This is a genomic window from Buchananella sp. 14KM1171 (genome assembly GCF_041380365.1).
Lineage (GTDB): Bacteria > Actinomycetota > Actinomycetes > Actinomycetales > Actinomycetaceae > Buchananella > Buchananella felis.
This window is the reverse complement of record NZ_CP159981.1, coordinates 1,896,843-1,922,278: the sequence shown is the minus strand read 5'-3', so window position 1 is coordinate 1,922,278 and position 25,436 is coordinate 1,896,843. Positions and strand designations below refer to the sequence as shown.

Here is a 25,436-nt window from a genome sequence, read left to right as displayed (position 1 = left end):
TGGGGTGCGCCGGAGACAAACAACACTCACGCCACCACCGGCAGGGGCGGGCTCAGCGGCCCAGGCCGTGGTACTCCCAGCCGGCCGCGCGCCACTTGGCCGGGTCCAGGGCGTTGCGGGCGTCCACGATCACGGCCTGCTCGGCCAGCTCGGCGCAGCGGCTCGGGTCCAGGTTGACGAAGTCGGCCCACTCGGTGGCCAGCACCACCATGCTGGCGCCGGCCAGGGCGGCGTGCACGTCCTGCTCGGCCACCAGTTCGGGGGCGGCGGCGCGCACGTTGTCCAGCGCCTTGGGGTCGGTGATCTGCACGCGGGCGCCCAGCTCCTGCAGGCGGCGCGCCACGTCCAGCGCGGGCGAGTCGCGCAGGTCGTCGCTGTTGGGCTTGAAGGCCGCGCCCAGCACGGTGACCTTGGCGCCTACCAGGTCCTGGCCCAGGCGGTTCTTCACCAGGTCGATGACGCGCTGGCGGCGGCGGTTGTTGATCGCGTCCACGTCCCGCAGGAAGGAGACGGCGTCCTCCACGCCCAGTTCCTCGGCGCGCGCCATGAAGGCGCGGATGTCCTTGGGCAGGCAGCCGCCACCGAAGCCGATGCCCGCGCCCAGGAAGCGGCGCCCGATGCGCTCGTCGCGGCCGATGGCGTCGGCCAGGACGGTGACGTCTCCGCCGGTGGCCTCGCACAGCTCGGCCATCGCGTTGATGAAGCTGATCTTGGTGGCCAGGAAGGAGTTGGCGGCCACCTTGACCAGCTCGGCGGTCGGGTAGTCGGCCAGCAGGCGCTCGATCCCCTCCTCCAGCAGCGGGGCGTAGACGCGGTCCAGCTGGGCGCGGGCGTAGTGGCCCTCGACGGTGAAGTCGCCGGTGGCGGCGTCCTTGGGCAGGCCGTAGACGATCCGGTCGGGGTGCAGGGTGTCCTGGACGGCGAAGCCCTCGCGCAGGAACTCGGGGTTCCACACCAGGGTGATGCCGGCGGCGGCCAGGCGGTCGGCCACGGCCTGGGCGGTGCCCACCGGGACGGTGGACTTGCCGACCACGATCGGGCGCTGGGCGGGGTTGGCGGCGGCGTTGGCGAGGATGGCGTCCACGGCGGCCCACAGGTAGGTCAGGTCGGCGGCGCCGCCGTCGGCGCGCTGCGGGGTGCCCACCGCGATGAAGTGGACGTCCACGTCGGCCAGGCCGGCGGTGGCGGCGTCGGCGGTGAAGCGCAGCTTGCCGCTGTCCAGGGCGGGGCGCAGCACCTCCTCGAAGCCGGGCTCGTAGAAGGGGGCCTTGCCCTGGTTGAGCAGGTCGATCTTGCCGGGGTCTACGTCCACGCCCACCACGTCGTGGCCCAGCTTGGCCATGCAGGCGGCGTGAACAGCACCGAGGTAACCGCAACCGATAACAGAGATACGCATTTCTTTTTCTTCTTTCAGCTAGTTGGAGTTGGTCAGGGTGGCTTCGACCCAGCGGGGCAGCCACTCCTGGGCGGAGGGACGGAAGGAGTAGACGAAGGCCAGTCGCAGCGCGCTGGCGCGCTTGTAGGTGGCCAGGCGGCGGGGGGTGACGCCCAGCTGGTCGGCTAGGGCGGCGATCACCGCTGTGAGCGGCTCACCGAGGTGGGCCGGGTAGATGCCCTGCAGCAGGCGCAGGTCGATGTGGGCGGCCAGGTTGCCCAGGTCGAGGGCCGCTTCCGCCCGGGCGGCGGTGTCCAGGTCGAGCAGGCTGAGGTTGGTGCCGTCCCACATGAGCTGCTTGTCGTGCAGGTCGCGGTGGGCGTTTACCCACTGGGGGCGCGCCGTCACCTGGGCTGGGTCCAGCAGCTCGCCGCAGCATTCCGCCACCGCGCCTGCCAGCTCCTCGAGGCGGGGCAGGCTGGAGTGGGTGAGGGCGTGGGCGTGCCAGGTGCGCAGCACGGCGGCCTCCTGCTCGGGGCCGTGGGTCGGCAGCTGCGCCTGCTCCCTGGCCGACGGCCGGGCGAGCGTAGCCCACCGGCGCTGCAGCTCCCGCCAGGCGGGCAGGCCGGCCTGACCGAGGTCGTGCAGGGTGGCCCCGCCCAGGCGCTCGAAGACCAGGTAGTCGTCCCCGGCCTCCAGCACCGCAGCGGTGTTGATGCCGGCGCGCCCGCAGGCCTCGGTGAGCGCCTGGGAGGCGCTGGCCAGCTTGGCGGCCTTGCCGGCGCGCAGGTGCTTGACCACGTGCGCCTCGTGCAGGGTCACGGCCCGCTTGCCCAGCCGGTGCACCACCAGGCTCGCCCCGGCGGGGACGCACAGGCGGGGCAGGCGCGCGTCGGTGGCGTAGGGGGCCACGCTCACCTCGCCGTCGGCCAGCACCCGGCCGGCGCGCAGCTGGCCGTCGGCGTCTAGGCCCTCGAAGACCAGCTCCCCGCCGGGGGCGGGCCAGGCGCGGCGCACGCAGTGGAGCGGCGCGCTGGCCGAGCCGCCCTCGTGGAGCAGGCGCAGGCTGGCCATGGCCGCGCTGGGCAGGCCCTGCCTGCCGCTAGGCGCGTGCGCGGCGGCGCCGGCGGGCGGGGTGGAAAGCGTCGGGTTCATCGGAGCACCTCCTCGATTTCGTCTAGTAGTTCGTTGATTCGTTCCGCCCAGTCGGGGGCGGCGGTGCGCAGCGGCCCGGCGGCGCGTTCCAGCAGGGAGGCGGCCCGCGCGGCGCGCAGCTCCTCTGCCTTCGGCAGTTCCTGCCCGCCCTGCGCGTAGCCGGCCAGGAACGCCTCGCCGGCCTCGGTGCCGGCCTCCGCCAGGTACGAGCCCAGGTCGCGGGCGGCGGGGGCCAGGCAGACGCGGTCGAAGTCGGTCAGCCAGAGGCGGCCGCTGTGGGCGTCCACCAGCACCTGGTCGGGTGAGGCGTCGCCGTGGCTGAGCACGGCCGGTCCCTTTACTTCGAGCCCGGGGTGGGCGGCCAGGCGGCGCAGGCGAGCGGCCAGCGGCGCGTCCAGGTGGTCCAGGATCTGGGCGTGTGCGTGGGCCTGGCCGCGCGGATCGGCCTCCCGGCTAGCCAGGGCGGCGGCGATGCCGCTCGGCAGCGTGGCGCCGCCGGCGTGCAGGCCCGCCCAGATCCGCCCTGCGGCCTGGTGGTGGGCCAGGCAGCTGTCCGCCCCCTGTCCCGCCTGGTCGCAGGCGGCCAGGTCGTGGTGCCCGCAGTGTTGGACGACGCTCACCTGGCGCCCGGATTCGCCCGGCCGCTGCTCGTCTAGGCGCTGCGGGAGCGGGGCGAGCTGCGCCAGCCGCGAGTAGAGGCCGTGGTCCAGGACGCCGGGGCGGGCCTGCACCCGCACCACGCTGTCGCCACGGCGGTAGACCACGCGGCGCAGCGGGTTGTAGCGCAGCAGCCGGTCGTCTCCCGCCGGCGCGCCGGCCTGTGCCTGGACCGCCTGCGCCGCCCCAGCGGGCAGCGTCGGGGTGGTGGCCTGGGCCAGCAGCTCGGCCAGGGCCGGGTCCGCCGCCACGCCGCCCGTGTCGCACAGGAGCTGGTCGCTGAGCTGGTGCACGCGGGTGGTCTGCCCCAGGCGCTGGGCGAGCTTGCTGGCCTTCTTGGCCTTGGAGTGGCTGACGGGCCACAGCAGCCGCAGCCAGCCCAGCTCGGCACCGGTGACGGGGTGGGCGATGGCGGCGATCAGGGCCACCTCCGGCTTGATCCGCACACGGCTGGCCTTGACCTCCTGCCCGTAGACCTCGCTCAGGCGGCCGCTGTCCAGCAGCAGTTCCAGGGCGGTTTGCGTGTTCATCGCTCCTCCACCCGGATGTCGTCGGCGGAGCGGCCGGCGGTGGAGACCCACTGCCTGAAGACCTCGGACTCCTCCAGCAGGGTGGCGGGCGGAGCGTCCAGCAGCACCCGGCCGTCCTGCAGCCACAGCACGCGGCTGGAGCGCAGCACCACCTCGACGTCGTGGGTGACCGCGAAGGTGGTGCGGTCATGCACCAGGCCGTCGATGGCGTCGAGCACCTGGGTGGCGGCCTTCGGGTCCAGGCCGGTGGTGACCTCATCCAGGATGACCACGGGGGAATCGCGCAGCAGGGCGCGCGCGATGGCGATGCGTTGGCGCTGCCCGCCGGACAGGGTGCCGCCGCGCTCCCCCACCAGGGTCTCGTATCCCTCCGGCTGCTCCAGGATGAACGGCTCGGCGTTCGCGGCGCGGGCGGCGGCCTCCACCTCCTGGTCCGTGGCGTCCATGCGGCCCATGCGGATGTTCTCGCGGATGGTGCCGGCGAACAGCACCGCCTCCTGGTGGAGGGTGGAGACGTTGGCGCGCAGCTGGGCCAGGTCCAGGGTGGGAAGGGCGTGGCCGTCCAGCAGCACCTGCCCCTGGGTGGGGTCCTGGGCGCGGGTGAGCAGGGAGACCAGGGTGGACTTGCCCGCCCCGGAGGGGCCGATGATTGCCACGTACTCGCCCGGGGATACCCGCAGGTCCACGCCCTTGAGGATGGTGTGGTCCTCGTACTGGGTGTAGACGTCCTCGAAGCGCACCTGGCCGCGCACGGCCACCGGGCGCACCGGCTCCTCGGGGGCCACGATCTCGGGCTGCACGGCCATCAGGTCCGCCACGCGCTCGCCGGAGGCGGATGCCTTGGCGATGCGACCGGTGTACTTGGCCATGTCCCGCAGCGGCTTCATGGTGGTGCGCAGGTAGGTGGTGAAGAGCACCAGCTCGCCCACGGTCATGTCGCCGTGCAGCACCCGCAGGCCGCCGCCGATCAGCACGGCTGCGGTGGCGACCCCGACGATCACGTCGGTGCTGCGCTCCAGGCGGGCGGACAGGCGCAGGGTCTTGACGCCCTCTCGCAGGGAGGCCAGGTTGGCGCCGGTGAAGCGCTTTTCGATCATGGACTCCAGGCCGTAGGTCTGCACCACCTTGATGGAGGCCAGGGACTCCTGGGCCGTGTTGGCCAGTTGCCCCTCGCCCTTGCGGCTGCGGCGGGAGGCGGTGGTGATGCGGGAGGACGTTCCGCGCGAGGAGAGCAGGAACACCGCGATCGCGGCGACCACCACCAGGGCGAGCAGTGCGTCCAGCACGAACATCACCACGAGCATCACCACCAGGGTGGCGATGTTGGCCAACAGCGGCAGGCCGGCGGTGATGGCCACGTCCTGCAGGCGCGCCACGTCTGAGACGATGCGCTGCACGGTGTCCGCGCTGCGGTTTTGGGCGTGGAACTGCTGGTCCAGCCCCTGCACGTGGCGAAATACCTTGGCCCGCAGGGAGGCGGCCACGCGGGAGCCCACCAGGGCGAAGCACACGGTGGCCAGGTAGTTGGCTGCCGCGCGCAGGGCCACGGTGGCCACCAGCAGGACGCCGCACACCACCAGCAGCGAGATGGCGGAGCCGGCCGGGGAGCCGGTGCCGGCCCCGACGTCCTCGAGCACCGAGTCGATCACGATCTTCAGTGGCCAGGGCTCCAGGACGCGGAAGGAGACCTCCAGCACCAGGGCGAAGACGCCTACCGCGATCAGCGGCCACTGCGGGCGCAGCTCGGGGCGAACCAGGGCGAGCGTGCGCTTGGTTGCCTGCGGGTTCTTCTTGGCGCTCACGGCTGGCTCATCTCCCCCTCACCGCTCCCGGCCAGGGCGAAGATGCGCTCCACTACCCCGCTCCAAGAGTGGTTGGCCACCGCCAGCTCGCGGCCGCGCGCGCCCAGCCGCTGACGCAGCTCGGGGGCGGTTGCCAGCTTGTCGATGGCCGCAGCCAGCTGGTCGGGGCGGGAGGGCGCCACCAGTTCGCCGGCGCCGGCCAGAACGTCGGGCATCTGCCCGATGGCGCTGGCCACCACGGGCAGGCCGGCGGCCATGTACTCGTAGACCTTCAACGGGGAGAAGTAGTGGGCGTCGGAGTCAGCGGGGGCCGGGTAGGGCGCCACGGCCAGGGCGGAACCGGCCAGGTGGGCGGGCATGTCCGCCGGCGCGATCGCGCCACGGAAGTCCACCGTGATCCCGAGCTCGGCCGCGCGCTGCTCGAGCGCAGCGCGCTGCGGCCCGTCGCCCAGCACGCGCAGGGTCCAGGACTCCTCCGCCAGCGCGGCGGCCTCCAGCAGGTCCTCCACACCGTGCCACGGCTTGAGGGTGCCCACGAAGGTCACCACCACGCCCGCCGTCTCCTCCGGCTGCGGCTGGATTCGGTCGGTGTTGACGCCGTTGGGCACCACGTGCACCCGCTCGGCCGCGTCGGCGTGGGCGCGCACCCAGCGGGCCACGGGCTCGGAGACGCAGATGGTGGCGTCGGCCGCGCCCACCTGGCGCGTGAGCGCGCTCCAGGCCACGTCCTCGTTGACCAGCACGCGGTGGGCGGACTGCTCCTCGATGAGCGGGGAGTTGACCTCCAGCACGCAGGTGGGGGTCTTGCCGTCCTGGTCCTTGAGCGTGGCCAGCACGTCGGAGAACAGGGAGTAGCGCTCGTAGACCATGTCGGGCTGCTCGGCCGCGACGGCCGCGGCGATGGTGGCGGCGGCCCGCCGCTGGGCGGCCTCACGCTCGGCCGGGTCGGTGGTGTCGATCTTGTACTCGATCACCTGCAGGTCGGCCAGGTCGGCAGGGACGTCCTTGCCGCGTCGCAGGGTGTGCACCACCACCTCGTGGCCGCGAGCGCGGAACTGTCGCACGACCTCCTGGATGTGGACGCAGGCGCCCTTGGTGCCGAAGACGGGAATGCCGGGGTCTACGCAGACGTAGGAGATACGCATCATGCGGTCCTTTCGGTGGTGGTGTCGCTCTGCCAGGCGGAGAGGGTGGCGGCCTGGCGGCGGGAGTCGAAGTTGCGCTCGATGAGCTGACGGGCGCGGCGGGCCAGCGGGGCGGTGTCGATCTCGCCGCGGGCCACGGCCACCAGCGCCTGCGCCAGGGCGACGGGCTGGCCGGGGGCCAGCAGGATGCCGGTGTCGTCGTTGATGACCACCTCGGGCAGGCCGGAGACTGCGGTGGCGATCACGGGGGTGCCGCACGCCATCGCCTCGAGAATGACGGTGGGCAGGCCGTCGATGTTGCCGTCGTCGGCGGGCACGCACGGGGTGACGGACAGGTCGGCCCTCTTCAGGTGGGCGATGATCTCGGCCTGGGTCTGGGGACCGATCAGCTTGACGGCGCCGCCCAGGTCCAGCTGGTCGATCTGTGCCTGCAGGGCGGTGCGCAGCTCGCCGTCGCCGGCGATGGTGACCTGCACGTCCACGCCGTGGCTGCGGGCGATGTGCGCGGCCTCCACGAGGTCGCTAAATCCCTTCTTGGGCACCAGGCGGCCCACCGCCAGCACGCTCAGGGCCCGCCCCTGGGCGGCCGGCGCGGCCGGGGAGGCCTCGCTCGCCGGCGCCTCACCCGCCGCCTGCTCGCGCACCGGGAAGCGGTCCAGTTCCAGGGCGTTGTACTGCAGGCTGATGTTGGCGCCGGTTCCCGCCAGCACCTCGGTGAGGTAGTCCTGGTTGAAGCGGCTGATCGCGATGACGCGCTTGGCGTCGCCGCACACCTTGCGCAGCCAGTCGCGGTCCACGGACTGGTGGTAGATGTCCTTGGCGTGGGTGGTGACGGTGTAGGGGATGCCGCTCAGGCGGGAGGCGATCCAGGCGGTGCGCCCGGCCAGGGAGGCGAAGTGGGCGTGCAGGTGGGTGATGCCCTCCTCGCGGGCCATCTTGGCCAGGGCCACGCCCTGGGCCACCTCGTCACCGGGCAGGTCAGCCACCTCCGGCAGGAGGGCGGCGAAGGCCTCGCTCAGCCCGCCCTCGACGAGGGTGGTGGTCAGCTGCTTCCACAGCTCGGAGGGCTTGAGCGGGCGCTCCACCCACTTCACCGGGGCCTGCACCCGAGCGATCTCGGGGTGGAAGCGCGCGTCGGTGGTGGGGCGCAGGGCGAAGATGGTCAGGTCGTCGCCGTGGGCCTCGCGGGCCAGGATCTCGGTGACGATGAAGGTCTCGGAGAACCGGGGGTAGACCTTGAGGACGTAGCCGATGCGGGTCATTAAACACCTACGCTTTCGTTGAGGAGGGACGGGACGGGGACGGCCGGGGCAGCTGCCTGCGCCCGGGCGGCCCGAATGAGGTCATTGGCCAGTTGGGGGACGACGTCCAGGCCGTCCCGATCGATCTGCGAGCGCCCCACGCTGCGGCGCACCGCCTTGGCGATCCACTGCGAGATGGCGGCGCTGCTGACGTCCGCAGAGCGCAGGTAGTCCACGCCGCCCACGGCGTGCAGGGCGCGGGCGCGGATGAGCTGCTCCTTGCGGGGCTCCTCGCGCGGGATGATCAGCGCCGGGGTGGAGGTGGCCAGGATTTCGCAGGCCGTGTTGTAGCCGCCCATGGAGATCACGGCGGAGGCGAAGGAGATGTGGCGGCCCAGGCCCGGCAGGGAGCGGATCACCTCGGTGCGGGGGGCGGCCAGGGCGGCAACGTCGGCGTAGTCGGCGTCGCTGATCTGGGGGCCGGTGACCACAACGTGGCGCAGGCCGGCGGGCACGTCGGCCCGGGCGGCGGCCTTCAGCATGGCGGCACCGTCGGAGCCCCCACCGGCGGTGGTGAGCACGAAGGGAACCTCCGGGTCTTCCTGGGCGGAGTCGGTCACGCGGCGACCCAGGGCCAGGTAGCCGGTGAAACGGATGCGGTCGGCCAGGCTGGCGGGGACCTCGCCGGAGGCGATCAGGTCGTGGACGCGCGGGTCGCCGTAGACCCACACCTGGTCAACCAGGCCGCGCATCAGGTCCGGGTCGCCCAGCGCGTCCCACTCGGCGGCGGCCACGTGCGGCTCGTCCAGGATCTCGCGCAGGCCCAGCACGACGCGGCTGTGCGGGTGGGCGGCGCGCAGCTTCTCCAGCGGGCCGCGCAGCTCGTTCCACACGCCGTAGATGTGGCGATCCACGATCAGCAGGTCCGGGGCGAAGCTGAGCAGGCTGGCCTCGATCAGCTGGGAGCGCAGGTGGATCAGGCTGCCGGTCTTGGAGCCCAGGCTGCGGGCCTGGTAGCCGTTCTTGCCCTTGGAGACGCCCGGGATGGTCACCCAGTCGAAACCGGGCGGCAACGGGAAGCGCACCGTGGGGGCCAGGCCCGAGATGAGCAGGCCGCTGACGGGACGGCCGGTGAGCGCGGGCAGGTCGCTGGCCAGGTGGTGGGCGATCGCCAGGTTGCGACGCACGTGGCCAAGTCCCTGGGAATCGTGGCTGTAGAGCACCACCCTGATCTCGCTGGAGTCCTTCACGGCCCTCTCCGTTTCGTTTGCGTGTTTGCGGACGAAACAGACAATGCCGACGGCGGGCGAGACGGGAATGAAAGAACTATTAGAGACTTCTCAGACTCAAAGCGGTGGGCCCGCCGGGAGGGGAAAACCTCCCGGCGGGCCCACTGCTTTGGCCCAGGCTGGCGCCAGCGACCAGCCTTCCTACTGGCCCTGGCCACCCGGGCCGCCCTGGCCACCCGGGGCACCGGGCGGGCCGCCCGCGTGGACGCGCTGCTGCGCCGCAGCGGCATGTCGAGCGCGGTCGTCCCGGCCGAGCTGAGCGTCGGGGACCTCACGTTGAACGAGGACTCTCACGAGGTGAGCCGGGCGGGCGAGCCCCTGGAGCTGACCAACACCGAGTTTGAGGTGCTGCGCTACCTGATGGAGAACCCGAACGTGGTGCTCTCCAAGGGGCAGATCCTGGACCGCGTCTGGTCCTACGACTTCGGCGGGAACAGCAACGTGGTGGAGCTGTACATCTCCTACCTGCGAAAGAAGGTGGACCGCGGCCGCTCCCCGATGATTCACACCGTGCGCGGAGCCGGGTACATCCTTCGCCCCGCCAAGGAGACGCCGTGACCCCGGCTAGGCGCCGTCCGCTGTCCGTTCGCTTCAGCGCTTTCGTCGCCCTGGTGTTGACGATCGCGTTGGCCGCCTCCTTTGCCGCCCTGGTGTCCTTGACCCGCTCGTGGATGCTCTGGCAGCTGGACGTGGCGATCCGCGAGGACGTTCAACGGATGGTGAGCAACTATTCGGCCGGCGCCGCCGCGCCGGGCGGCGGGGTGCCCGCCGCGCCCGGCCCCGACGCTCCCGCCCCCGAGGCGGGCGCCTCCGCGCCCGTACCGTCCGCTCCCGCCCCCGGGACGGGCCCCGGCCGGGTTGTGCCCACGCTCTCCCCGCCCGAGCTGTTGCAGGAGCCCGCCGGGAGCACGGATTTGCCCCCGGTCTCCAGCCCGGAGCCCTCCCTGGGCACGCTGTTCCTGGTGAGCGACTCCACGGGCACGAGCGCGGGGCTGATCCAGCGCTTTCACATTCACGACCTGCCTGCCACAGCGGTGACCTCCCTGGAGGCGCTACCGGCCTCCCCCGCGCCCCAGCACGTGGACTTGCCCGAGCTCGGCTCGTTCAGGGTGCTCGTGCACGACGCCGGCGGGGCGCGCTTCGTGGCGGCCCGCGGCCTGGGCGAGGTCAATCGTGTGGTGAGCGCCAGCGCTCTGGCCGGCCTCGGCATCTTTTTGCTTGCCCTCGCTGCGGTGGCGCTGGTGACGCGCGGGTGGGTGCGCCGGGAGTTGAGGCCGCTGGGCGAGGTGGTGAAGGTGGCCCGCCGCGTCGGCACCGACGTCCTGGACTCGAACACGCGCACGAGCCTGCGGGTGGATGCGGCCATGCTGCAGGGCGGCTCCGAGGTGGGCGACGTCGGTTTCGCGCTCAACGCCCTGCTCGACGACGTCGACACCGCGATGGACGCCCGCGACCGGTCGGAGGAGCGCCTGCGCCAGTTCGTCGCGGACGTCTCCCACGAGCTGCGCACTCCCCTGGCTTCAATTCAGGGCTACGCCCAGCTGATGGGGACCAGCGGCGTGGACACGCACCGGGCGCTGGAGAGGATCACCGCCGAGTCGGCGCGCATGCGCGAATTGATCGAGGACCTGTTGCTGCTGGCGCGGCTGGACGCCAACAAGCAGGTCGAGCCCGTCCCGGTGGACCTGATTCCCCTCGCCATCGATTCGGTTTCTGACGCCCACGCGGCCTGTCCCTCCAAGAGCTGGCGGATCGAGGTGGAGCCCGCGGACGCCGAGCGTTGCGTGGTCCTTGGCGATCCGGCGGCGCTGCGGCAGGTGCTCGCCAATCTGCTCGCAAACGCCAGGGTCCACACCCCTGCGGGCACCCGGGTGCAGCTGGAGGTTGCAAGGGTGGGAGACAGGGTGGTTGTCGAGGTCAGCGACGACGGCCCAGGCATCGACCCGGCCCTGCTGCCGCGCATCTTTGACCGGTTCGCTCGGGGGGATTCCTCGCGGGCCCGAACGGGGGCGGGCTCCTCGGGGCTCGGACTAGCGATCGTGCAGGCGATCGTGCGTGCCCACGGCGGCCAGATTGGCGTGGAGTCCGCCTCTACGGGGACGACGTTCCGCCTCTCGCTCCCCGCAGCGCGGCCGCCCTCTTCTACCACGCCCCACTAGCCCGCCCTCTCCACGCGCCCAGCCCGCTGGGTCCTTCGTCCCCAAAATCGCCCCAGGTGGGGGCGGTGGCGACGCTCGCGCTGCGGCGGGCGGAACGTCGTCCACATGCTCGCGTGCGCACAAGAAGGCCGGAATTTCAGCAGATTTGCGCACCAAAAGGTCAATGCTCGCCCAGCGGTACGCAAAATGAAACTTTGCTTTTGTGCGTTCTGACATATTTGGGACTAAATGCCCCTATGGCGGACACTTGTGCGACCGGCCCCGCCCCCTTTCCAAGTCCCACAGGAGATGAACATGAGCGTCCCGCACACCCTGGTTTCCTCCTCCAAGGCCCGGCCGTCAGCGAGGATCTTGCAGACAAAGCCACCGTCCGCCGCCGGCTGATCGGCGTATTCGTTGGCCTGATCCTGGCCGCGCTGGTCTACTACCTGTTCCCGACCAGCGGAGCCGAGCAGGTCAACGAGGTGGGCCGGTCCGCAGCCGAGGCCGCAGGAAAGACCTACACCGACATCACGGACACCGGGCTGCGCACCGTCGCCGCCGCCGCGATCCTCATGGGCGTGTGGTGGATGACCGAGGCGATCCCGCTTGCCGCCACCGCGCTCTTGCCGCTGGTGCTGTTCCCGGCCCTGCAGGTGGCCACCTTCAAGGAGGCGGCCGCCCCCCTACGCCTCCGAGACGATCTTCCTGTTCATGGGCGGATTCATGCTGGCCCTGGCCATGCAGCGATGGAACCTGCACCGGCGCATCGCCCTGGCCGTCGTGATGATGGTCGGCACCAAACCCCGCCAGCTCATCCTGGGCTTCATGATCGCCACCGGCTTCCTGTCCATGTGGGTGTTCAACACCGCCACGGCCGTGGTCATGCTGCCCATCGGCATGTCCGTGCTCAGCCTGGTCTCTGACCCGGTGGGCGGCATCGGCAAGGTCAAGAAGTTCGCCACCGCGCTCATGCTCGGCATCGCCTACGCCGCCTCCATCGGCTCCGTCGCCACCATCATCGGCCCCCCCAACGCCCTACTGGTGGCCTACCTGTCCGAGACCCACGGCATCCACATCGGGTTCGGCCAGTGGATGATCCTGGGCGCCCCGCTCGCGGTGGCGCTGATGGGATTCGCCTGGTGGCTCATGGCCTTCGTCCTGTTCAAGCCCGAGGTCAAGGAGATCCCCGGCGGCCGCGAGGTGATCGCCCAGCAGTGGAAGGAGCTGGGCCGGGTCACGCGCGGAGAGGCCCTGGTGGGCATCATCTTCGTCCTGACCGCGTTCTCCTGGGTGTTCGTGCCCATCTGGCTAGACAAGACCGGCTCCGAGCTGAAGATCCCCGACGCCCTGATCGCCATGATCTGCGCCGCCCTGCTGTTCCTAATCCCGGCGGACTCCAAGGGCCGGCGCCTGCTGGACTGGAAGTCGGCCAACGAGCTGCCGTGGGACGTGCTGCTCCTGTTCGGCGGCGGCCTGTCCCTGTCCTCCATGTTCGGCAAGCTGGGCCTGTCCGTCTGGATCGGTGAGCAGACCAAGGGACTGGGCACCCTGCCCATCGTCGTGATCGTGGCCGCCGTGGCCACGCTGATCATCTTCCTCACCGAACTGACCTCCAACACCGCCACGGCCGCGGCCTTCCTGCCGATCATGGGCGGCGTTGCCACCGGTATCGGCATCACCGCGGACAACCCGATGAACGTCCTGCTGCTGGTGGTCCCCGTGGCGCTGGCCGCCACCTTTGCGTTCATGCTGCCCGTGGCAACTCCCCCGAACGCCGTGGCCTACGGCTCCGGCTACATCAAGATGGGAGACATGGGGTTATAGGACAAAATGTGTTGCTCTGGGGTGGGTGGGGTTGCTTAGTCCCAGTCGTTGTGGTATGGGGTTGTGTGGTGGAGTTCTCTCCAGGTAATCGCGTCTCCCCAGCGGGGCAGGAAGTCATCGGGTTTGGCGTGGAGAGCAGCGGCTTGGTAAGCGGCCTCGATCTGGGCGTCGGTGGGCATGGTCTTAAGGATCTTGGCTGCCGGTAGCGGGGCTTCGGTGTGCATGTAGCACCACCAAAAGATCGCTTTGATCCGCCTGGTTAGCCCCAGGCCGCGGTGATCGCGCAGCATCTGACGCAACGGGGCGTTAGTTGCTCCTTCGATCTGGTTGTTCATCGCGGGCATCACCGTTTCCCAGCCCGGGTCGAGAAAACTGAACAACACTCCTGCCCGCAACAGGCGGTTGAGACTGTTGCGCGCCTTGACTAAGGGCGCGTGGGTGAAGAACTGCTTGCCGTCTGGCCCGGTGGTCTTCTCGTTTAGAAATCCCTGCCAACGTGTGGTCCAGGCTTGATAGGCCTGGACCCAGCCCAAGGCCTGGTCACGGGTGTGTAGACGGATCAGGTCGAGTCCGAGAGCGTAGAGCTGGCGGGAGGCTTCCAGCTTGGGACGGGTGGTGGTAGCGGTCTTGATCAGCCCAAAAACGTGGAAAGTACAGCGCTGGACCATAGTGTCTGGCCAGTGCTGTCTGCGGGCCTTTTCAAAACCACTGCCCCCGTCAGTGACCACCATCTGTGGTGGGGCGATCCTGGCTAAGAGCGCTGCCCAGGCCCGGGAGTTTTCGTTGCGGGCCACGTACCAGCCCAGCACGTGGTGCCTACTGCGGGCAATCAAGACCACTGCTTTGCGTCCCAGATGGATACCGTCAACGAAGATGACTTCGTGGACCTCGTCCACGATCGGGGACAAGGGCCACAGACACCAAAACTGTTGGCAGTGGCGCCGAAAGGTCCTACCAGCGCCAGGCATGTCGACCTGACGGCCCGCACCCAACAACCAGGCCAAGAAAGCCTGTAACTGTTTGGCGCTTGAGTCAATATGGCCAACCCGGGAGACGTTACAGCTACGACAACGCCACCGCTGGGCCCCGCCACGGGTCTTGCCATGCCGGGTCATCACCGCCGCACACAGTGGGCATTTGGGAGTGTTCATCCCTCAAAACTGCCCCCGCCAACTTCAACACCGCCAATCCGTTGCAAACACAACGAAAACCAGGCCCGAGAGCAACACATTCTGTCCGACCTTGAAGTTGACCCACCCCAACTTCAAACCCCACTTTGCCCAACAAACACAACGAAAACCAAGCCCCAAAGCAACACATTTTGTCCTATAGCCCGAGACATGGTCCGCACCGGCATCTGGCTGAACCTGGCCGGCATCGTCCTGATCACGCTGGCCATGCTCACCATCGGGGTGCCGGTCTTCGGGCTGACGTTCTAGCGTCTGCCCCGGGACGGTGGGCAAAGCGAAAGGGCGGAATCTCGCTGAGATTCCGCCCTTTTCGTTTAGTAGCGGGGACAGGATTTGAACCTGCGACCTCCGGGTTATGAGCCCGGCGAGCTACCGAGCTGCTCCACCCCGCGTCGGCATGTAATAGCTTAGCGCGCCCGCTTTCAGACCTCAAACCGAGCGGCGGTGAGATGGCGCACGTGCCCGGCCCCACGCCCACCGTGGCCCGGCCCCTCGCCACCGTGGCCCGGCCCCTCGCCCACCGAGCCACGGCGGGCGTGGGGGCTGGGCCGATGTTTGTTGCGCAACCGGTTGAGCCTTTGTGGTTCCTGTTTCGCCTTTGTTGTAGCGGTCGTGGCTTTGTTGCACCTCTTGTGGCGCTACGGGGACGATTAACGCCTCAATAGGTCGCACAACGGCGCAAGAGGAGCAGCAAAGGCTTAAGAGCTGCAACAAAGGCTCAACCGCTTGCGCAAGACCCCTGGCCGGTTGCGGCGCTCCCGCCGCTATCCCCCGTACCGTCCCCAGCTGGTTGTGGCGCGCGCCTCCGGCCCGCTCAACGCCACCCTGGCGGGCCCGACCAAGGCCCCAGAGTCGCTGAAAGGGCCAATCTTGGCATCGCAGCGGAACTAGTGGGCCTCGCGCCGGACCCCGCGCAGGCGCGGGTGCAGCCAGGCCACGCTGACGCTGACACTCAGCACCGCGAGCGCCAGCAGGAAGGGCGCCAGTGGCCGCCAGCCGTACAGGGCCGTGGCGCTGAGCGGCGCGAATATCCAGGTGACCGCACCGGTGGCGTTGAGGACGCCGGCCACGCCGCCCTGCTCCTCGGCGCTCACCGCCAGCGATCCGCCGGCGCTGAAGCCCGGGCCCACCAGCCCGCCAGCCACCCCGGAGGCCAGCATCGCGGCCACCAACAGCCAGAGCTGCCCGGCCAGGGTGAGCACCACCAGGGCGGCCAGCCCCACGGTGGCGCCGCGCTTGAGTAGCTGCCCTGGCGTCCAGTTCAAGCGCGGGACCACCAGCAGCTGCATGGTCATGGCTCCGGCGGCGTGGGCCAGCAGCATCATGCCGGTGAGCTGCACGGCGTGCTGGGTGGTGACCTGCAGGCGGTCTTGCACCACGAAGCCGGCCAGGATCTGGGTGACGCCGACCGCGAAGAAGCTGCCGAACGCGCCGAGCATCCAGGGCAGCACGCGCGGGTCGTTCCAGGCCACGCGCGGCGGCAGCTTGCGCTCGCCCGGCCCCTCGCCGCCAGCCGCGTCTTCCCGACCGGCCGCGTCTTCCCGACCGGCCGCGTCTTCCCGGCCGGCCCGCCGGTGGCCGGCGGGAGCGGGGCGGCGGGAGGCAGCGTCGTCCACGGGCAGGAAGAACCAGGCAATGGCAAGGGCGATGGCCACGAACCAGGGGGTGGCGTGGGCGGGCAGCTCTATCCACCACATGGCCAGCAGCGCAGAGACCCCGGAGCCCACCATGATCGAGGCGTTGACCGCCCCGGAGAACGCGGCCATGCCCCGCACGCGGGCGGCCGGGGTGTCGGTCAGGGCGGAGATGAGGGCCTGGCCGGTGGGCGGGATGGCGGCCACGGCGGCACCGAAGAACGGTCCGCGCGCCGCGATGATCGCCCCGGCAGTCAGGGCGGCCCCCAGCAGGCCCACGGTGCGCGCCCACACCGCAGCGGAGAACAGCGCCCCGGCCAACAGCGCGCAGGACAGGGCCAGCAGGATCACCCGGCGCGCTCCCCACGCCACCGAGCGCCGCCCCCAGAACTGGGAGAGCAGCGCCACAGTGAGCGCCGCCAGGGAGACGGCCGCGCCGATGCTCCATTCGGGCAGGCGCAGCTCGCGGGCCAGCGGCGCCACCGACACGTTCAGCATGTTTTGCGCCGTGTACGTGAACAGCACGACGGCCAGCAGCGCGCGCACCGTCGGATTGGCGGTCACCCCAGGCAGTCGCGCGGCCTTTCGGCGCCTGCGTACCGGCGCACTGTTTGCCTGCGCCCCTCCTGCCGGCGCGCCACCCGGCAGTCCCGGGGACGACGCTCCGCCCGCCTCCCCCTTCACCCGGCCCGGTCCCTGCCCTGCCGGGAGCGGGGCCTGAGCTGGCTGCGAGGGACGGGAGGGCTTTGCGGGGCTAGGCACCTGGGCACTCTATCGCCTGGCGGCGTCGAGCGCGCGCGAACCATCCGCCGGGGCGCGCGAACCGCCTGCCAGAGCGCGCGAACCGCCCGCCGGGCCAAAACGAGGGCGGGGTGGCCGGGAGCGGTCTGATCGGACCGTCCCGGCCACCCCGTCGGGTGCCTAGCGCGCGTTCAGCGCAGCGCGGCCTCGGCCGCGATGGCGTCCTTGATGGCGCGGTCCAGGTCCTCCTGGGCCTTGCCGTAGGCGGCCCAGTCGCCGGCGCGCATGGCGGAGTCGGCGGCCTGCATAGCGGCGTTGGCGCGGGCCAGGGCGTCGGCCAGCGCGGCCTTCGGGTCACCGGTCACGGTGCCGCCCGTACCGCCCGGTACGGCGGGGTTGGCCGGGTCCGGCGGGGCGATGGTGCTACCGGGCTCTGCCGGGGCGGCCGGGGCGCTGGAGCTGCCCGTCTCGAACGGGGCCCCGGAGGCCTGGGCGGACGGCTCCTGGCCGGGCTGGCCGGGCTCCAGCGGCTCGGTGGGCTCCAGGGCCTCAGAGGGCACCTCGTCCGCGCCGGTCTTGGCGCCGGAGTCGCCGCCGAACACCTGGTCCAGGGCCTCGCCGAGCGTGGGGGCGAAGCCCACCTTCTCACCGAAGGCGACCAGCACGGAGCGCAGCAGCGGGTACTGGGTGCCCTGGGCGGACTGCACGTAGATGGGCTGGACGTAGAGCAGGCCGCCGCCCACGGGCAGGGTGAGCAGGTTGCCGCGCACCACCTGGGAGGAGTTCTGGGCCAGCAGGTTCAGCTCGGTGGAGACCCGGGCGGTGGAGTCGAAGATGTTCTTCACCTGGCCCGGGCCGGGCACGGTCAGGTCGCGCGGCAGCTCCAGCACGCGCAGCTTGCCGTAGCCCTCGCGCACCTTGCCGGCCTGGTTGCCGGTCTCACTGTCCACGGCCACGAAGCCGGTCAGCACGTTGCGGGTGTCGTTACCGCCGGGGATGAACACGGAGGTGAGGGAGAACTCCGCGCCCTCCTGGCCGGGCATCTGCATGGTCAGGTAGTAGGGGTCCTGCGGCACGCCGGAGTCCGGGTTGGACGGGTCGGCCGGCTGCTTCCAGAAGTCACCACCGGAGTAGAAGGAGCGGGCGTCGGTGACGTGGTAGCGGCCCAGCAGTTCGCGCTGCACCTGGAACAGGTCCTCGGGGTAGCGCAGGTGGGCCATCAGGTCGGCGCTGATCTCGCTCTTGGGGGTGAGCACGCCGGGGAACACGTTGCCCCAGGTGTTCACGATGGCGTCGTCCTCGTCCCACTGGTAGAGAGTGACGGAACCGTCGTAGGCGTTGACCACGGCCTTGACGGAGTTGCGCACGTAGTTGACCGTCGGCGTGCCCGTGAAGCCGGCCGGGGTGCCCGGCATGGTGACGCGGGCGGCGTAGGGGTAGGCGTCGGTGGTGGTGTAGGCGTCCACGATCCACACCAGTTCCTTGGGGGTGGCGGGGTTGCCGTCGCGGTCCACCACTGCCGGGTAGGCCTCCTCGTCCAGGGTGAGCCAGGGGGCCACCTTGGCTACGCGCACGTGCGGGTCACGGTCGTAGAGGATCTGGGAGTGGGAGTTGACCTGGTCTGAGAACAGGATCTCCATGGACCCGAAGCGGATGGCGTAGAGCAGCTGGTTGAAGACGTTGCCGACGCTGGGGCCGCCGTTGCCCTTGAAGGTGGTGTTGACCTGGCCCGTGGAGGCGGCGTCGTCCGGGTAGTCCAGCTCCTGCGGCTCGCTGCCCTCGGGGCCACCCACGATGGAGTAGTGCGGGGAGTTCTTGCCGAAGTAGACGCGCGGCTCGTATTCGCCCATGTCGCCCTGGGAGGGGATGCCCTGCTCCCAGAAGGCGGGCCGGCCGTCGGCGCCGGTGGCGTTGCCGTATGCGGCCACCACGCCAAAGCCGTGGGTGTAGACGGTGTGGTCGTTGACCCAGGTGCGCTGCTCGGCACCCAGGCCGTCCTGGTTGAGCTCGCGCACGGCGATAACCGTGTCGCGGCGCTGCCCGTCCACCACGTAGCGGTCCACGTTCAGGGCGCGGGAGAAGCCGTAGTACTGGCGGTTTTGCTGCAGCTGCCGGAAGGTGGGGGAAATGATGTTGGGGTCCAGCAGGCGCACGGAGGCGGTGGATTCGCTGTCGTGGCGCAGCTGGCCGCTGGAGGCCTCGGTGACGGCCCGGTAGGTGGTGGTCTCTACGCCCTGCAGGCCGTGGGCGGCCAGGGTGGCGTCGATGTTGCGCTGGATGTAGGGGGACTCGGCCTCCTGCGCGTTGGGGTCAACGGAGAAGCGCTGGATGAGGGCCGGGTAGGCCACGCCGATCACCAGGCCGGAGGCCACCATGACGGCGATGCCGACGATCGGCAGTTTCCAGGAGCGCACGAACACGGAGGCGACGAACAGCAGGGCCACCACCACTGCGATGCCGGCCAGGATGCCCCGGGCGGGTAGCACGGCGTTGATGTCGGTGTAGGAGGCGCCGTCGAACTTGGCGTTCTCTCCCACCAGGAGGGCGTAGCGGCTGAGCCAGTACTGGGCGCCGATCAGCAGGGAGATCAGGGCGGCGATGGCGGAGGTCTGCACCCACATAGCGGTGGTGCCCCAGCCCTTGCGCAGGTGGGTGGCGCCGTAGAGGTAGTGGATGGCGAAGTTGGCCAGCAGGGCCGCGATGAAGGCGGCCAGGGCCACGCTGGCCAGCAGGCGCAGCAGCGGGAGGGTGAAAACGAAGAAGGACACGTCCAGCCCGAACTGCGGGTCGCTCACCCCGAAGGGCACCTGGTTGAAGGCGGCCACGATGACGGTCCAGTTCTGGGCCAGCTGCCCGGAGAGGAACAGGCCCACCGCCACGGGGATGACCACGAAGGCGATCTTGCGGAAGCGTTCAAATGCTCGGGCGTAGGGGGCCAGGGCCACGTAGCTCTTGGCCAGCTCGGTGCGCTGGGGGCGGGTGCGCCAGGCCACGAACAGGGCGGCGAACACGATGGCGGCGATGATGAGCGTGCCTACCGCCGCCACCCCGAAGGTGGTGAGCCACTTGGTGAGCAGGACGCGGGTGTAGCCGAGCTGCTGGAACCAGAGCACCTCGGTCCAGTAGAGCGACGCCAACCGGATCAGCCCGCCCAGCACCGCCAGGATCAGCAGCGTGATGGAAAGGGGGCCGGGCTTGCGGAAGGCCGGGCCCGGCTTGGCCGGTGTGCGGGGCGGGGTGGGGCGCTTGGGGGCGCCGTCCTGCCCTTCCTTGTCCTCGAACATCGAGCTGTAGAAGCTGAAAACCACGGGTTACCTATCTCCTGCGACGGCGCGCGTTCCACGCCGAGGGGTCGCTTCCATCGTGCCATGGATTTGCTGAGATGATTCCCCCATGGATTTGTCTGAGACTTCTCTGCCCACGCCGCCCGCCTCCCCCTCGGGGCGGGCCACCTGCGCCGCGCCGGGGTTGGGGGACGACGCTGCCCCGGCCACCGCCCCCTCTAGCGCCGCTTTCGCGCCCGCGCCGGAGCCCAGCGCCGCCCAGGTCTCCCTGGTGGGGGCGGTGCGAGAGATCGAGCAGCACGTGGCGGCTGCGGGCTGGGACCGGGGTATCACGGTGTTCGCGCTGGTGCCCACGGCGACGATCCTGGAGAACGAGCCGAACCTGGATGAGTCGCTGGCGGTGGAGATGCGCGCCTACGTGGCGGCCGACCCGGGGCACCTGACCTCGATCCCGCAGGACCTGTCCAGCTCCAGTCAGGACCTGTCGGTGCTGCTGGCGCAGCTGGTGTGGCCGCCGGCGGTGGTGGGAATGGCCCTGACTGCGGAGCGGATCGTGCTGCCGCAGGCGGCGGAGGACGAGGCGCCCGCGGACGCTGCGGCGCGCGACGAGTTCCTGCTGAACCACCCGGCCCGCCAGGACGTGCGCCTGGCCGTGGGCGTGCTGCGCACGGGCGAGTCGTGGTGCGCGGTGCGGATGCGCGCGCACGACTCGGACGACGCGGTGGCCGGCGGCATCGACCTGGCCCCAGACCTGGTGGCGGCGGCCCTGGCCACCTTCGAGTAGCCCGCTGGCGCGGGCAGAAGGCCTCGCAGACGACCGTGCCCCCGCGCCCAAGAAGTAGGGCGCGGGGGCAGCGTCGTCCACCCTACTGCTGGCTCTCCAGCCGGGCGGTGGCCTGTTCGCAGGTCTGCAACTGGCCGTTCTGGCCGGCGGCGATCTGCTCCAGGGCCTGGCGTGCCTCGGAAAGGGAGGCCACGGCCACCACCTGGATGCCCTCCGGGGAGCGGCCGGTCACGTCGGCGCAGTTGTCCACCGGGAGCAAGAAGTACTCGGCCCCATCCCGCTTGGCGCCGGCGATCTTCATGGGCGCGCCCCCAATCGGGCCGACGGTGGCGTCCATGCCCAGCGTGCCGGTGCCGGCCACGTTGGCACCGCCGGTCAGCTCGCCGGGGGTGAGCTTGTCGATCAAAGCCAGGGTGAACATGAGCCCGGCCGACGGGCCGGAGATGCCGTCCACGGAGATCGCCACGTCGAAGGGCAGGTCCATGTCCACGCTCAGGTAGATGCCCAGCCGGGAGCCCGAGGCCCCCAGCAACGGACCGCCGGTGTACCCGTTGACCGGGGCCCGGGTGACGATCTTTGCCTGACCGGGCTTGCCGTCGCGCAGGTACTCCAGGGTCACCTCGGTGCCCGGCTCGGTGTCGGACAAGAAGGAGTGGATCGAGTCGTAGAACTCCAGTGCCACGCGCTCGCGGCCGGGGGCGGAGATGAAGGTGAGCACGTCACCCTCCTCCAGCTTGCCCTCCGCGTCAGAGCCCTGCCCCACCCCCACGGTGGTCAGCTGGGCCGGCACCTGCTGGCCGATCTCGGTCAGGGCGCGCGCCATGGCGTTCTCCTGCGAGGTGACCATCTGGGCCGCGCCCTGCTGATCCACCTGCTGCTGCGTGGTGCCCGGCGGGTAGACCTCCTCTTCCCGCACCACGTCCCACTCCGGGTCCAGCCAGGCGCGCACCACTTCCCAGTAGGTGACGTGGTAGCCCGGCCCGCCTCGCACGGAGACGGTGGTCATGCGCAGCTCGCCGGACGTGTCGTAGGTGGGCAGCCCGTCGATGGCCAGCACCGGGCCACCGTTGGCCTCCCCCAGCACGTCCAGGGTGGGGCCGGGGCCCTCCAGCACGTAGGGGGCCCGCAGCGCCGAGACGCCCAGCGCCGCCGCCCCCAGCACCACCACCGTCACCAGGAACGCGGTGAGCTTGCCGGCCCTGCCGCGCTTGCGCTTGCCGCCCGGCACCTGGTGGGGCTGGCCGGGGGCGAAGGGGGCCTGCTGGTTGGGGCCGAAGGGGCCTGCCGGGGTCGCGGTGGCGGAACCGAAGGGGCCGGCCGGGGTCGCGGTGGCGGAACCGAAGGGGCCTGCCGGGGTCGCGGTGGCGGAACCGAAGGGGCCGGCCGGGGTCGCGGTGCCCGACTGGAAGCCGATGGCGACGGGGCGGTCCCCCCAGCGCGGCGGGGTCTGGTTTTCCTGGCCGCCCTGGGGGCCGGTTCCAGGCATAGACGGGTTATTCACGGGGGCATTCTTTCACCTCTTCCTGAAAGCTCTCAGGGATGCCCGCTACTGTGAGGCGCTAGAAGCAAAGGAGGCGTCATGGCTGAAGCCAACTGGGAAGACGTGCTGCGAAACCTGCTCGGGCAAGAGAACGCCGACCAGATGATGGCCGCTATGCGGCAGGCCGGCCTGGACCCGGCCCAGATGGGCGCCGCACTGGGCGGATTTAACGAGGTACAGCTGCGCGCCATGATGGAGCAGACCAAGCGGCTCTTGGCCCAGCCCGCCGGGATCAACTGGGATCTGGCGCGGGACACCGCCCGGCACGTCGCCCACCAGGGCGGCGACCCGGCGGTCATGGCTGCGCAGGACGCCCACTTCCGCCAGGCCATGCAGGTGGCGGACCTGTGGCTGGACGTAGTAACCGACCTGGCCCCGGCGGGAATGGAACGCAAGGTGTGGGCACGGGCCCAGTGGGTGGAGTCGACCATCGCCGTGTGGCGCGAGGTGATGGAGCCGGTGGCGTTGTCTGCTGTCGACGCGCTGGCCCAGGCCCTGGCGGAGCAGGCCAGTGCCCAGGGCGTGGACCTGAGCGGAGCGGATGCCGGCCTGGAGGGACTGGCGGGGTTCAACGGTTTCGACGGCCTGGATGCGCTGATGGCGCAGATGGACCCCACTGGCGCCGCCACCGGACCTACCTCCGGGCCGGGCCTTGGCACGATGCTGCACCGCATGGCCGGGCTGGTGTTCGCCACCCAGATGGGGCAGGCGGTGGGCCAGCTGGCCCAGGAGGTGCTGGGGGCGGGAGACTCCGGCCTGCCGCTGACCGTGGGCACGGCCGCCCTGGTGCCGACTAACGTGTCCGCCTTCATGGACTCCCTGGAGGTGCCGGCGGACGAGGTCCTGGCGTTCCTGGCCACCCGCGAGGCGGCCACCGCCCGCCTCTACGCTGGGGTGCCGTGGCTCAAGGGCCACGTGCTCAGCCTGCTGGGTCAGTACGCCCGCGAGATCCGCCTGGACACCGAGGCGATCGAGGAGGCGCTGCGCGGCGTGGACGTCTCAGACCAGGCCGCGCTGCAGCAGGCGCTGACCGGTGGCATGTTCTCGCCGCGCCAGTCCGCCGCGCAGGAGCGCGCCCTGGAGGAGCTGCAGACCTTGCTGGCCGTGATCGAGGGCTGGGTGGAGGAGGTCACCGCGAGCGCCGTGGCCCCGCACCTGCCGCACGCGGTGGCGCTGCGCGAGTCCATGCGCCGACGCCGCGCGGTGGGCGGTCCGGCCGAGCATCTGTTCGCCTCCCTGGTGGGGCTGCAGCTGCGCCCGCGCCGGGCCCGCGACGCCGCCGAGCTGTGGGCCAACGTTGCCCGCGAGCGGGGCGTGGCCGAGCGCGACGCCCTGTGGGGCCACCCTGACCTGATTCCCTCCGGCGCCGACCTGGATTCTCCCTCCACGTTCGTGCAGTTGCGGGAGATGGAGGCGCAAGAGAGCGCCGCCATGGACGACGAGCTGGCCCGCCTCCTGGATGGTTCCCTGCCGCAGGACGACGCTGCCCGCGACGCCGACGCCTAGGCGCGCCGCCCGGTTTTCCCACCTGGCGGCGGCCGGGCGCTCGCGCACCCAGGGCTCGCTGCTCGCGCTCCGCACCTGCGCCTGGTCACCGCACGTGCTCACCGCGCCAGCTGACCCCGGGCTCGCAAATGCTGCATCGGGGTACATGCGACCGACCGGTGCCACGCCCCCAAGCGGTCGCATGTACCCCGACCGCACGCTTGTACGCTCCGTGCCACCGGTCCAGCGCCCGCTCACCGCGCCAACTGACCCCAGGCTCGCTGCTCGCGCTCCGCCCCCGCGCCTGCTCTCGACGCCTGGTCACCGCGCCAGCTGACCCCGGGCTCGCTGCTCGCGCTCCGCCCCGGCGCCCGCTCACCGCACGTGCTCACCGCGCCAACTGACCCCAGGCTCGCTGCTCGCGCTCCGCCCCAAACGCTCCCACCGGGCCAGCGCCCCGCCCCGAGCGCTCCCACCGGGCAGAAGCCCACCGACACCCGACCGCCGTCCCGGGGCCGGCCGGGTTTTCCACACCCTCCCCCACCTCGCAGCACTCCGACTGGGCCTCTGCCTACCGTAGGTGGCACGAAAGGCGGGTGAACTGATGCAACTGGTGAGCGGTGTGGAGGTGCTGTGGCGCACCGGCGACGAGGTACAGGTGGGCTTTGGCCCCGCCCACGTCCGCCTGAGTGGCCTGGACGAGGCCCAGTTGGCCTGCCTGGAGCGCATGACCCGGGGCCGGGTGGAGTCCGGGCGAGCCGAGCAACGCCTGGGGCCGCAGGTCGTCTCTCAGCTGCGCCGGGCCGGGCTACTTGTCGAGGGGCGTTCCGGCCCCGCGCCCGCGCCACTGGTGGAGCTGGAAAACACGTTGCGGCGCGCCGGCATGGAGACGGGCCGGCTGCGCCAGCGCCCACGGGACGCGGTGAGCGTCTGGGGCCCGGCCTCCCTGGTCAATCCGCTGGTGGAGGCCCTCTCCGCCGCCGGGGTGGGCAGCATCGACACCCCGCAGGATCGCGAAGGAGGCGAGCTGACGGCCGGGGAGTTTTCTACCGTGAAGCCCGCCCAGCTCGCCGTGGTGATGGGCCTGGCTGCGGTGGACAGCTGGACGTGCGGCCAGCTGCTGGTCACCGACCAGGCCCACCTGCCCGTGGTGGTGGAGGAGGCCACCGTGCGGGTGGGGCCCGTCGTGGTTCCTGGCGTGACCCCGTGCGTGCGCTGCCAGGACCTGGCCATGACGGCCCAGGACCCGGCCTGGCCCGCGCTGATCTGCCAGGTGCGCAACCTGCGCAAGTCCCCGCCCCCGGCGCAGGTCTGCTCGATCGCCACCGCAGCGGCCCTGCAGGCCGCCCTCGCCTTCCTCACCTGGCCGGACCGGGCACCGGCGGGGGCACTGGGTACCGCACGGATGGTGTGGGAACTGGACCAGCCCTATCCGCGGGTCGAACCGGTGAGCGCCCACCCGGACTGCGGCTGCGGCGCGGCCCCGGAGTCCTGGGAGCTCGACTAACCCGGCACCCGCCAGGCCCCGAACGCCAGCGGCCCCGGCACGGGCCGGCGCGGCCACGCATCGCCACGCCCCCGGCGCTGCCACACTCCCGGCGCTGCCACACCCCGGCAGG

At 71.1% G+C, this 25,436-nt stretch carries 17 protein-coding genes and 1 tRNA gene; 6 read left to right on the top strand and 12 right to left on the bottom strand.

What is annotated here, in order from left to right:
• Positions 1–52 precede the first annotated feature (52 nt).
• From ABYF38_RS07395 to ABYF38_RS07365, 7 genes are read right to left on the bottom strand one after another with little or no spacing between them, the layout of a single operon-like run.
• Positions 53–1,396 carry a UDP-glucose dehydrogenase family protein gene (locus ABYF38_RS07395; protein WP_371151746.1) on the bottom strand — a complete coding sequence of 448 codons (1,344 nt, stop codon included), beginning with the start codon at positions 1,394–1,396 and terminating at the stop codon, positions 53–55.
• A gap of 18 nt (positions 1,397–1,414) precedes the next feature.
• Positions 1,415–2,530 (bottom strand): serine kinase, encoded by a 1,116-nt coding sequence (locus ABYF38_RS07390; RefSeq protein WP_371151745.1) that lies wholly within the window; start codon positions 2,528–2,530, stop codon positions 1,415–1,417.
• Positions 2,527–3,717: a phosphotransferase family protein gene (locus ABYF38_RS07385; protein ID WP_371151744.1), complete on the bottom strand. Its 1,191-nt coding sequence runs from the start codon at positions 3,715–3,717 to the stop codon at positions 2,527–2,529. Before ABYF38_RS07385 ends, ABYF38_RS07390 begins: the two co-directional genes overlap by 4 nt.
• On the bottom strand, positions 3,714–5,519 hold the full coding sequence (locus tag ABYF38_RS07380) for an ABC transporter ATP-binding protein (RefSeq protein WP_371151743.1): 1,806 nt from the start codon (positions 5,517–5,519) through the stop codon (positions 3,714–3,716). The genes ABYF38_RS07385 and ABYF38_RS07380 overlap by 4 nt, the downstream gene beginning before the upstream one ends.
• Positions 5,516–6,667, bottom strand: coding sequence for a glycosyltransferase family 4 protein (locus ABYF38_RS07375; protein WP_371151742.1), 1,152 nt, complete (start codon positions 6,665–6,667; stop codon positions 5,516–5,518). Before ABYF38_RS07375 ends, ABYF38_RS07380 begins: the two co-directional genes overlap by 4 nt.
• Positions 6,664–7,926, bottom strand: coding sequence for a glycosyltransferase (locus tag ABYF38_RS07370; RefSeq protein WP_371151741.1), 1,263 nt, complete (start codon positions 7,924–7,926; stop codon positions 6,664–6,666). The genes ABYF38_RS07375 and ABYF38_RS07370 overlap by 4 nt, the downstream gene beginning before the upstream one ends.
• On the bottom strand, positions 7,926–9,155 hold the full coding sequence (locus ABYF38_RS07365; RefSeq protein WP_371151740.1) for a glycosyltransferase family protein: 1,230 nt from the start codon (positions 9,153–9,155) through the stop codon (positions 7,926–7,928). Before ABYF38_RS07365 ends, ABYF38_RS07370 begins: the two co-directional genes overlap by 1 nt.
• Before the next feature lie 21 nt (positions 9,156–9,176).
• Here ABYF38_RS07365 and ABYF38_RS07360 point away from each other — a divergent pair, with 21 nt between their 5' ends.
• From ABYF38_RS07360 to ABYF38_RS07350, 3 genes are all read left to right on the top strand, one after another.
• A complete protein-coding gene (locus tag ABYF38_RS07360; RefSeq protein WP_371151739.1) occupies positions 9,177–9,752 on the top strand; it encodes a winged helix-turn-helix domain-containing protein in 576 nt (191 codons plus the stop codon).
• Entirely contained in the window at positions 9,749–11,353 is a 1,605-nt protein-coding gene (locus tag ABYF38_RS07355) for a sensor histidine kinase (protein WP_371151738.1), read from the top strand. Before ABYF38_RS07360 ends, ABYF38_RS07355 begins: the two co-directional genes overlap by 4 nt.
• Before the next feature lie 693 nt (positions 11,354–12,046).
• Entirely contained in the window at positions 12,047–13,159 is a 1,113-nt protein-coding gene (locus tag ABYF38_RS07350; protein ID WP_371151737.1) for an SLC13 family permease, read from the top strand.
• Between the two features lie 35 nt (positions 13,160–13,194).
• On the opposite strand, the gene ABYF38_RS07345 is transcribed toward ABYF38_RS07350, so the two are convergent.
• The 4 genes from ABYF38_RS07345 to ABYF38_RS07330 all read right to left on the bottom strand — a co-directional run bounded on the left by ABYF38_RS07345 (position 13,195) and on the right by ABYF38_RS07330 (position 20,032).
• Positions 13,195–14,310 (bottom strand): IS1249 family transposase, encoded by a 1,116-nt coding sequence (locus ABYF38_RS07345; RefSeq protein WP_371151736.1) that lies wholly within the window; start codon positions 14,308–14,310, stop codon positions 13,195–13,197.
• A gap of 357 nt (positions 14,311–14,667) precedes the next feature.
• A tRNA-Met gene (locus tag ABYF38_RS07340) sits at positions 14,668–14,741 on the bottom strand.
• Positions 14,742–15,236: 495 nt separating this feature from the next.
• The gene (locus ABYF38_RS07335; RefSeq protein ID WP_371153014.1) at positions 15,237–16,481 is read right to left on the bottom strand and encodes an MFS transporter; all 1,245 of its coding nucleotides are present in this window, start codon (positions 16,479–16,481) and stop codon (positions 15,237–15,239) included.
• Positions 16,482–16,915: 434 nt separating this feature from the next.
• The gene (locus ABYF38_RS07330; RefSeq protein ID WP_371151735.1) at positions 16,916–20,032 is read right to left on the bottom strand and encodes a UPF0182 family protein; all 3,117 of its coding nucleotides are present in this window, start codon (positions 20,030–20,032) and stop codon (positions 16,916–16,918) included.
• Positions 20,033–20,117: 85 nt separating this feature from the next.
• Between ABYF38_RS07330 and ABYF38_RS07325 the strand changes: the two genes are divergently transcribed.
• Positions 20,118–20,792, top strand: coding sequence for a PPA1309 family protein (locus tag ABYF38_RS07325; RefSeq protein WP_371151734.1), 675 nt, complete (start codon positions 20,118–20,120; stop codon positions 20,790–20,792).
• Positions 20,793–20,874: 82 nt separating this feature from the next.
• Here ABYF38_RS07325 and ABYF38_RS07320 read toward each other — a convergent pair whose 3' ends face one another.
• Entirely contained in the window at positions 20,875–22,293 is a 1,419-nt protein-coding gene (locus tag ABYF38_RS07320) for a PDZ domain-containing protein (protein ID WP_371151733.1), read from the bottom strand.
• 78 nt (positions 22,294–22,371) lie between these two features.
• Here ABYF38_RS07320 and ABYF38_RS07315 point away from each other — a divergent pair, with 78 nt between their 5' ends.
• The gene (locus ABYF38_RS07315) at positions 22,372–23,838 is read left to right on the top strand and encodes a zinc-dependent metalloprotease (RefSeq protein WP_371151732.1); all 1,467 of its coding nucleotides are present in this window, start codon (positions 22,372–22,374) and stop codon (positions 23,836–23,838) included.
• A gap of 583 nt (positions 23,839–24,421) precedes the next feature.
• Positions 24,422–25,324: a hypothetical protein gene (locus ABYF38_RS07310; RefSeq protein ID WP_371151731.1), complete on the top strand. Its 903-nt coding sequence runs from the start codon at positions 24,422–24,424 to the stop codon at positions 25,322–25,324.
• Positions 25,325–25,436 lie beyond the last annotated feature (112 nt).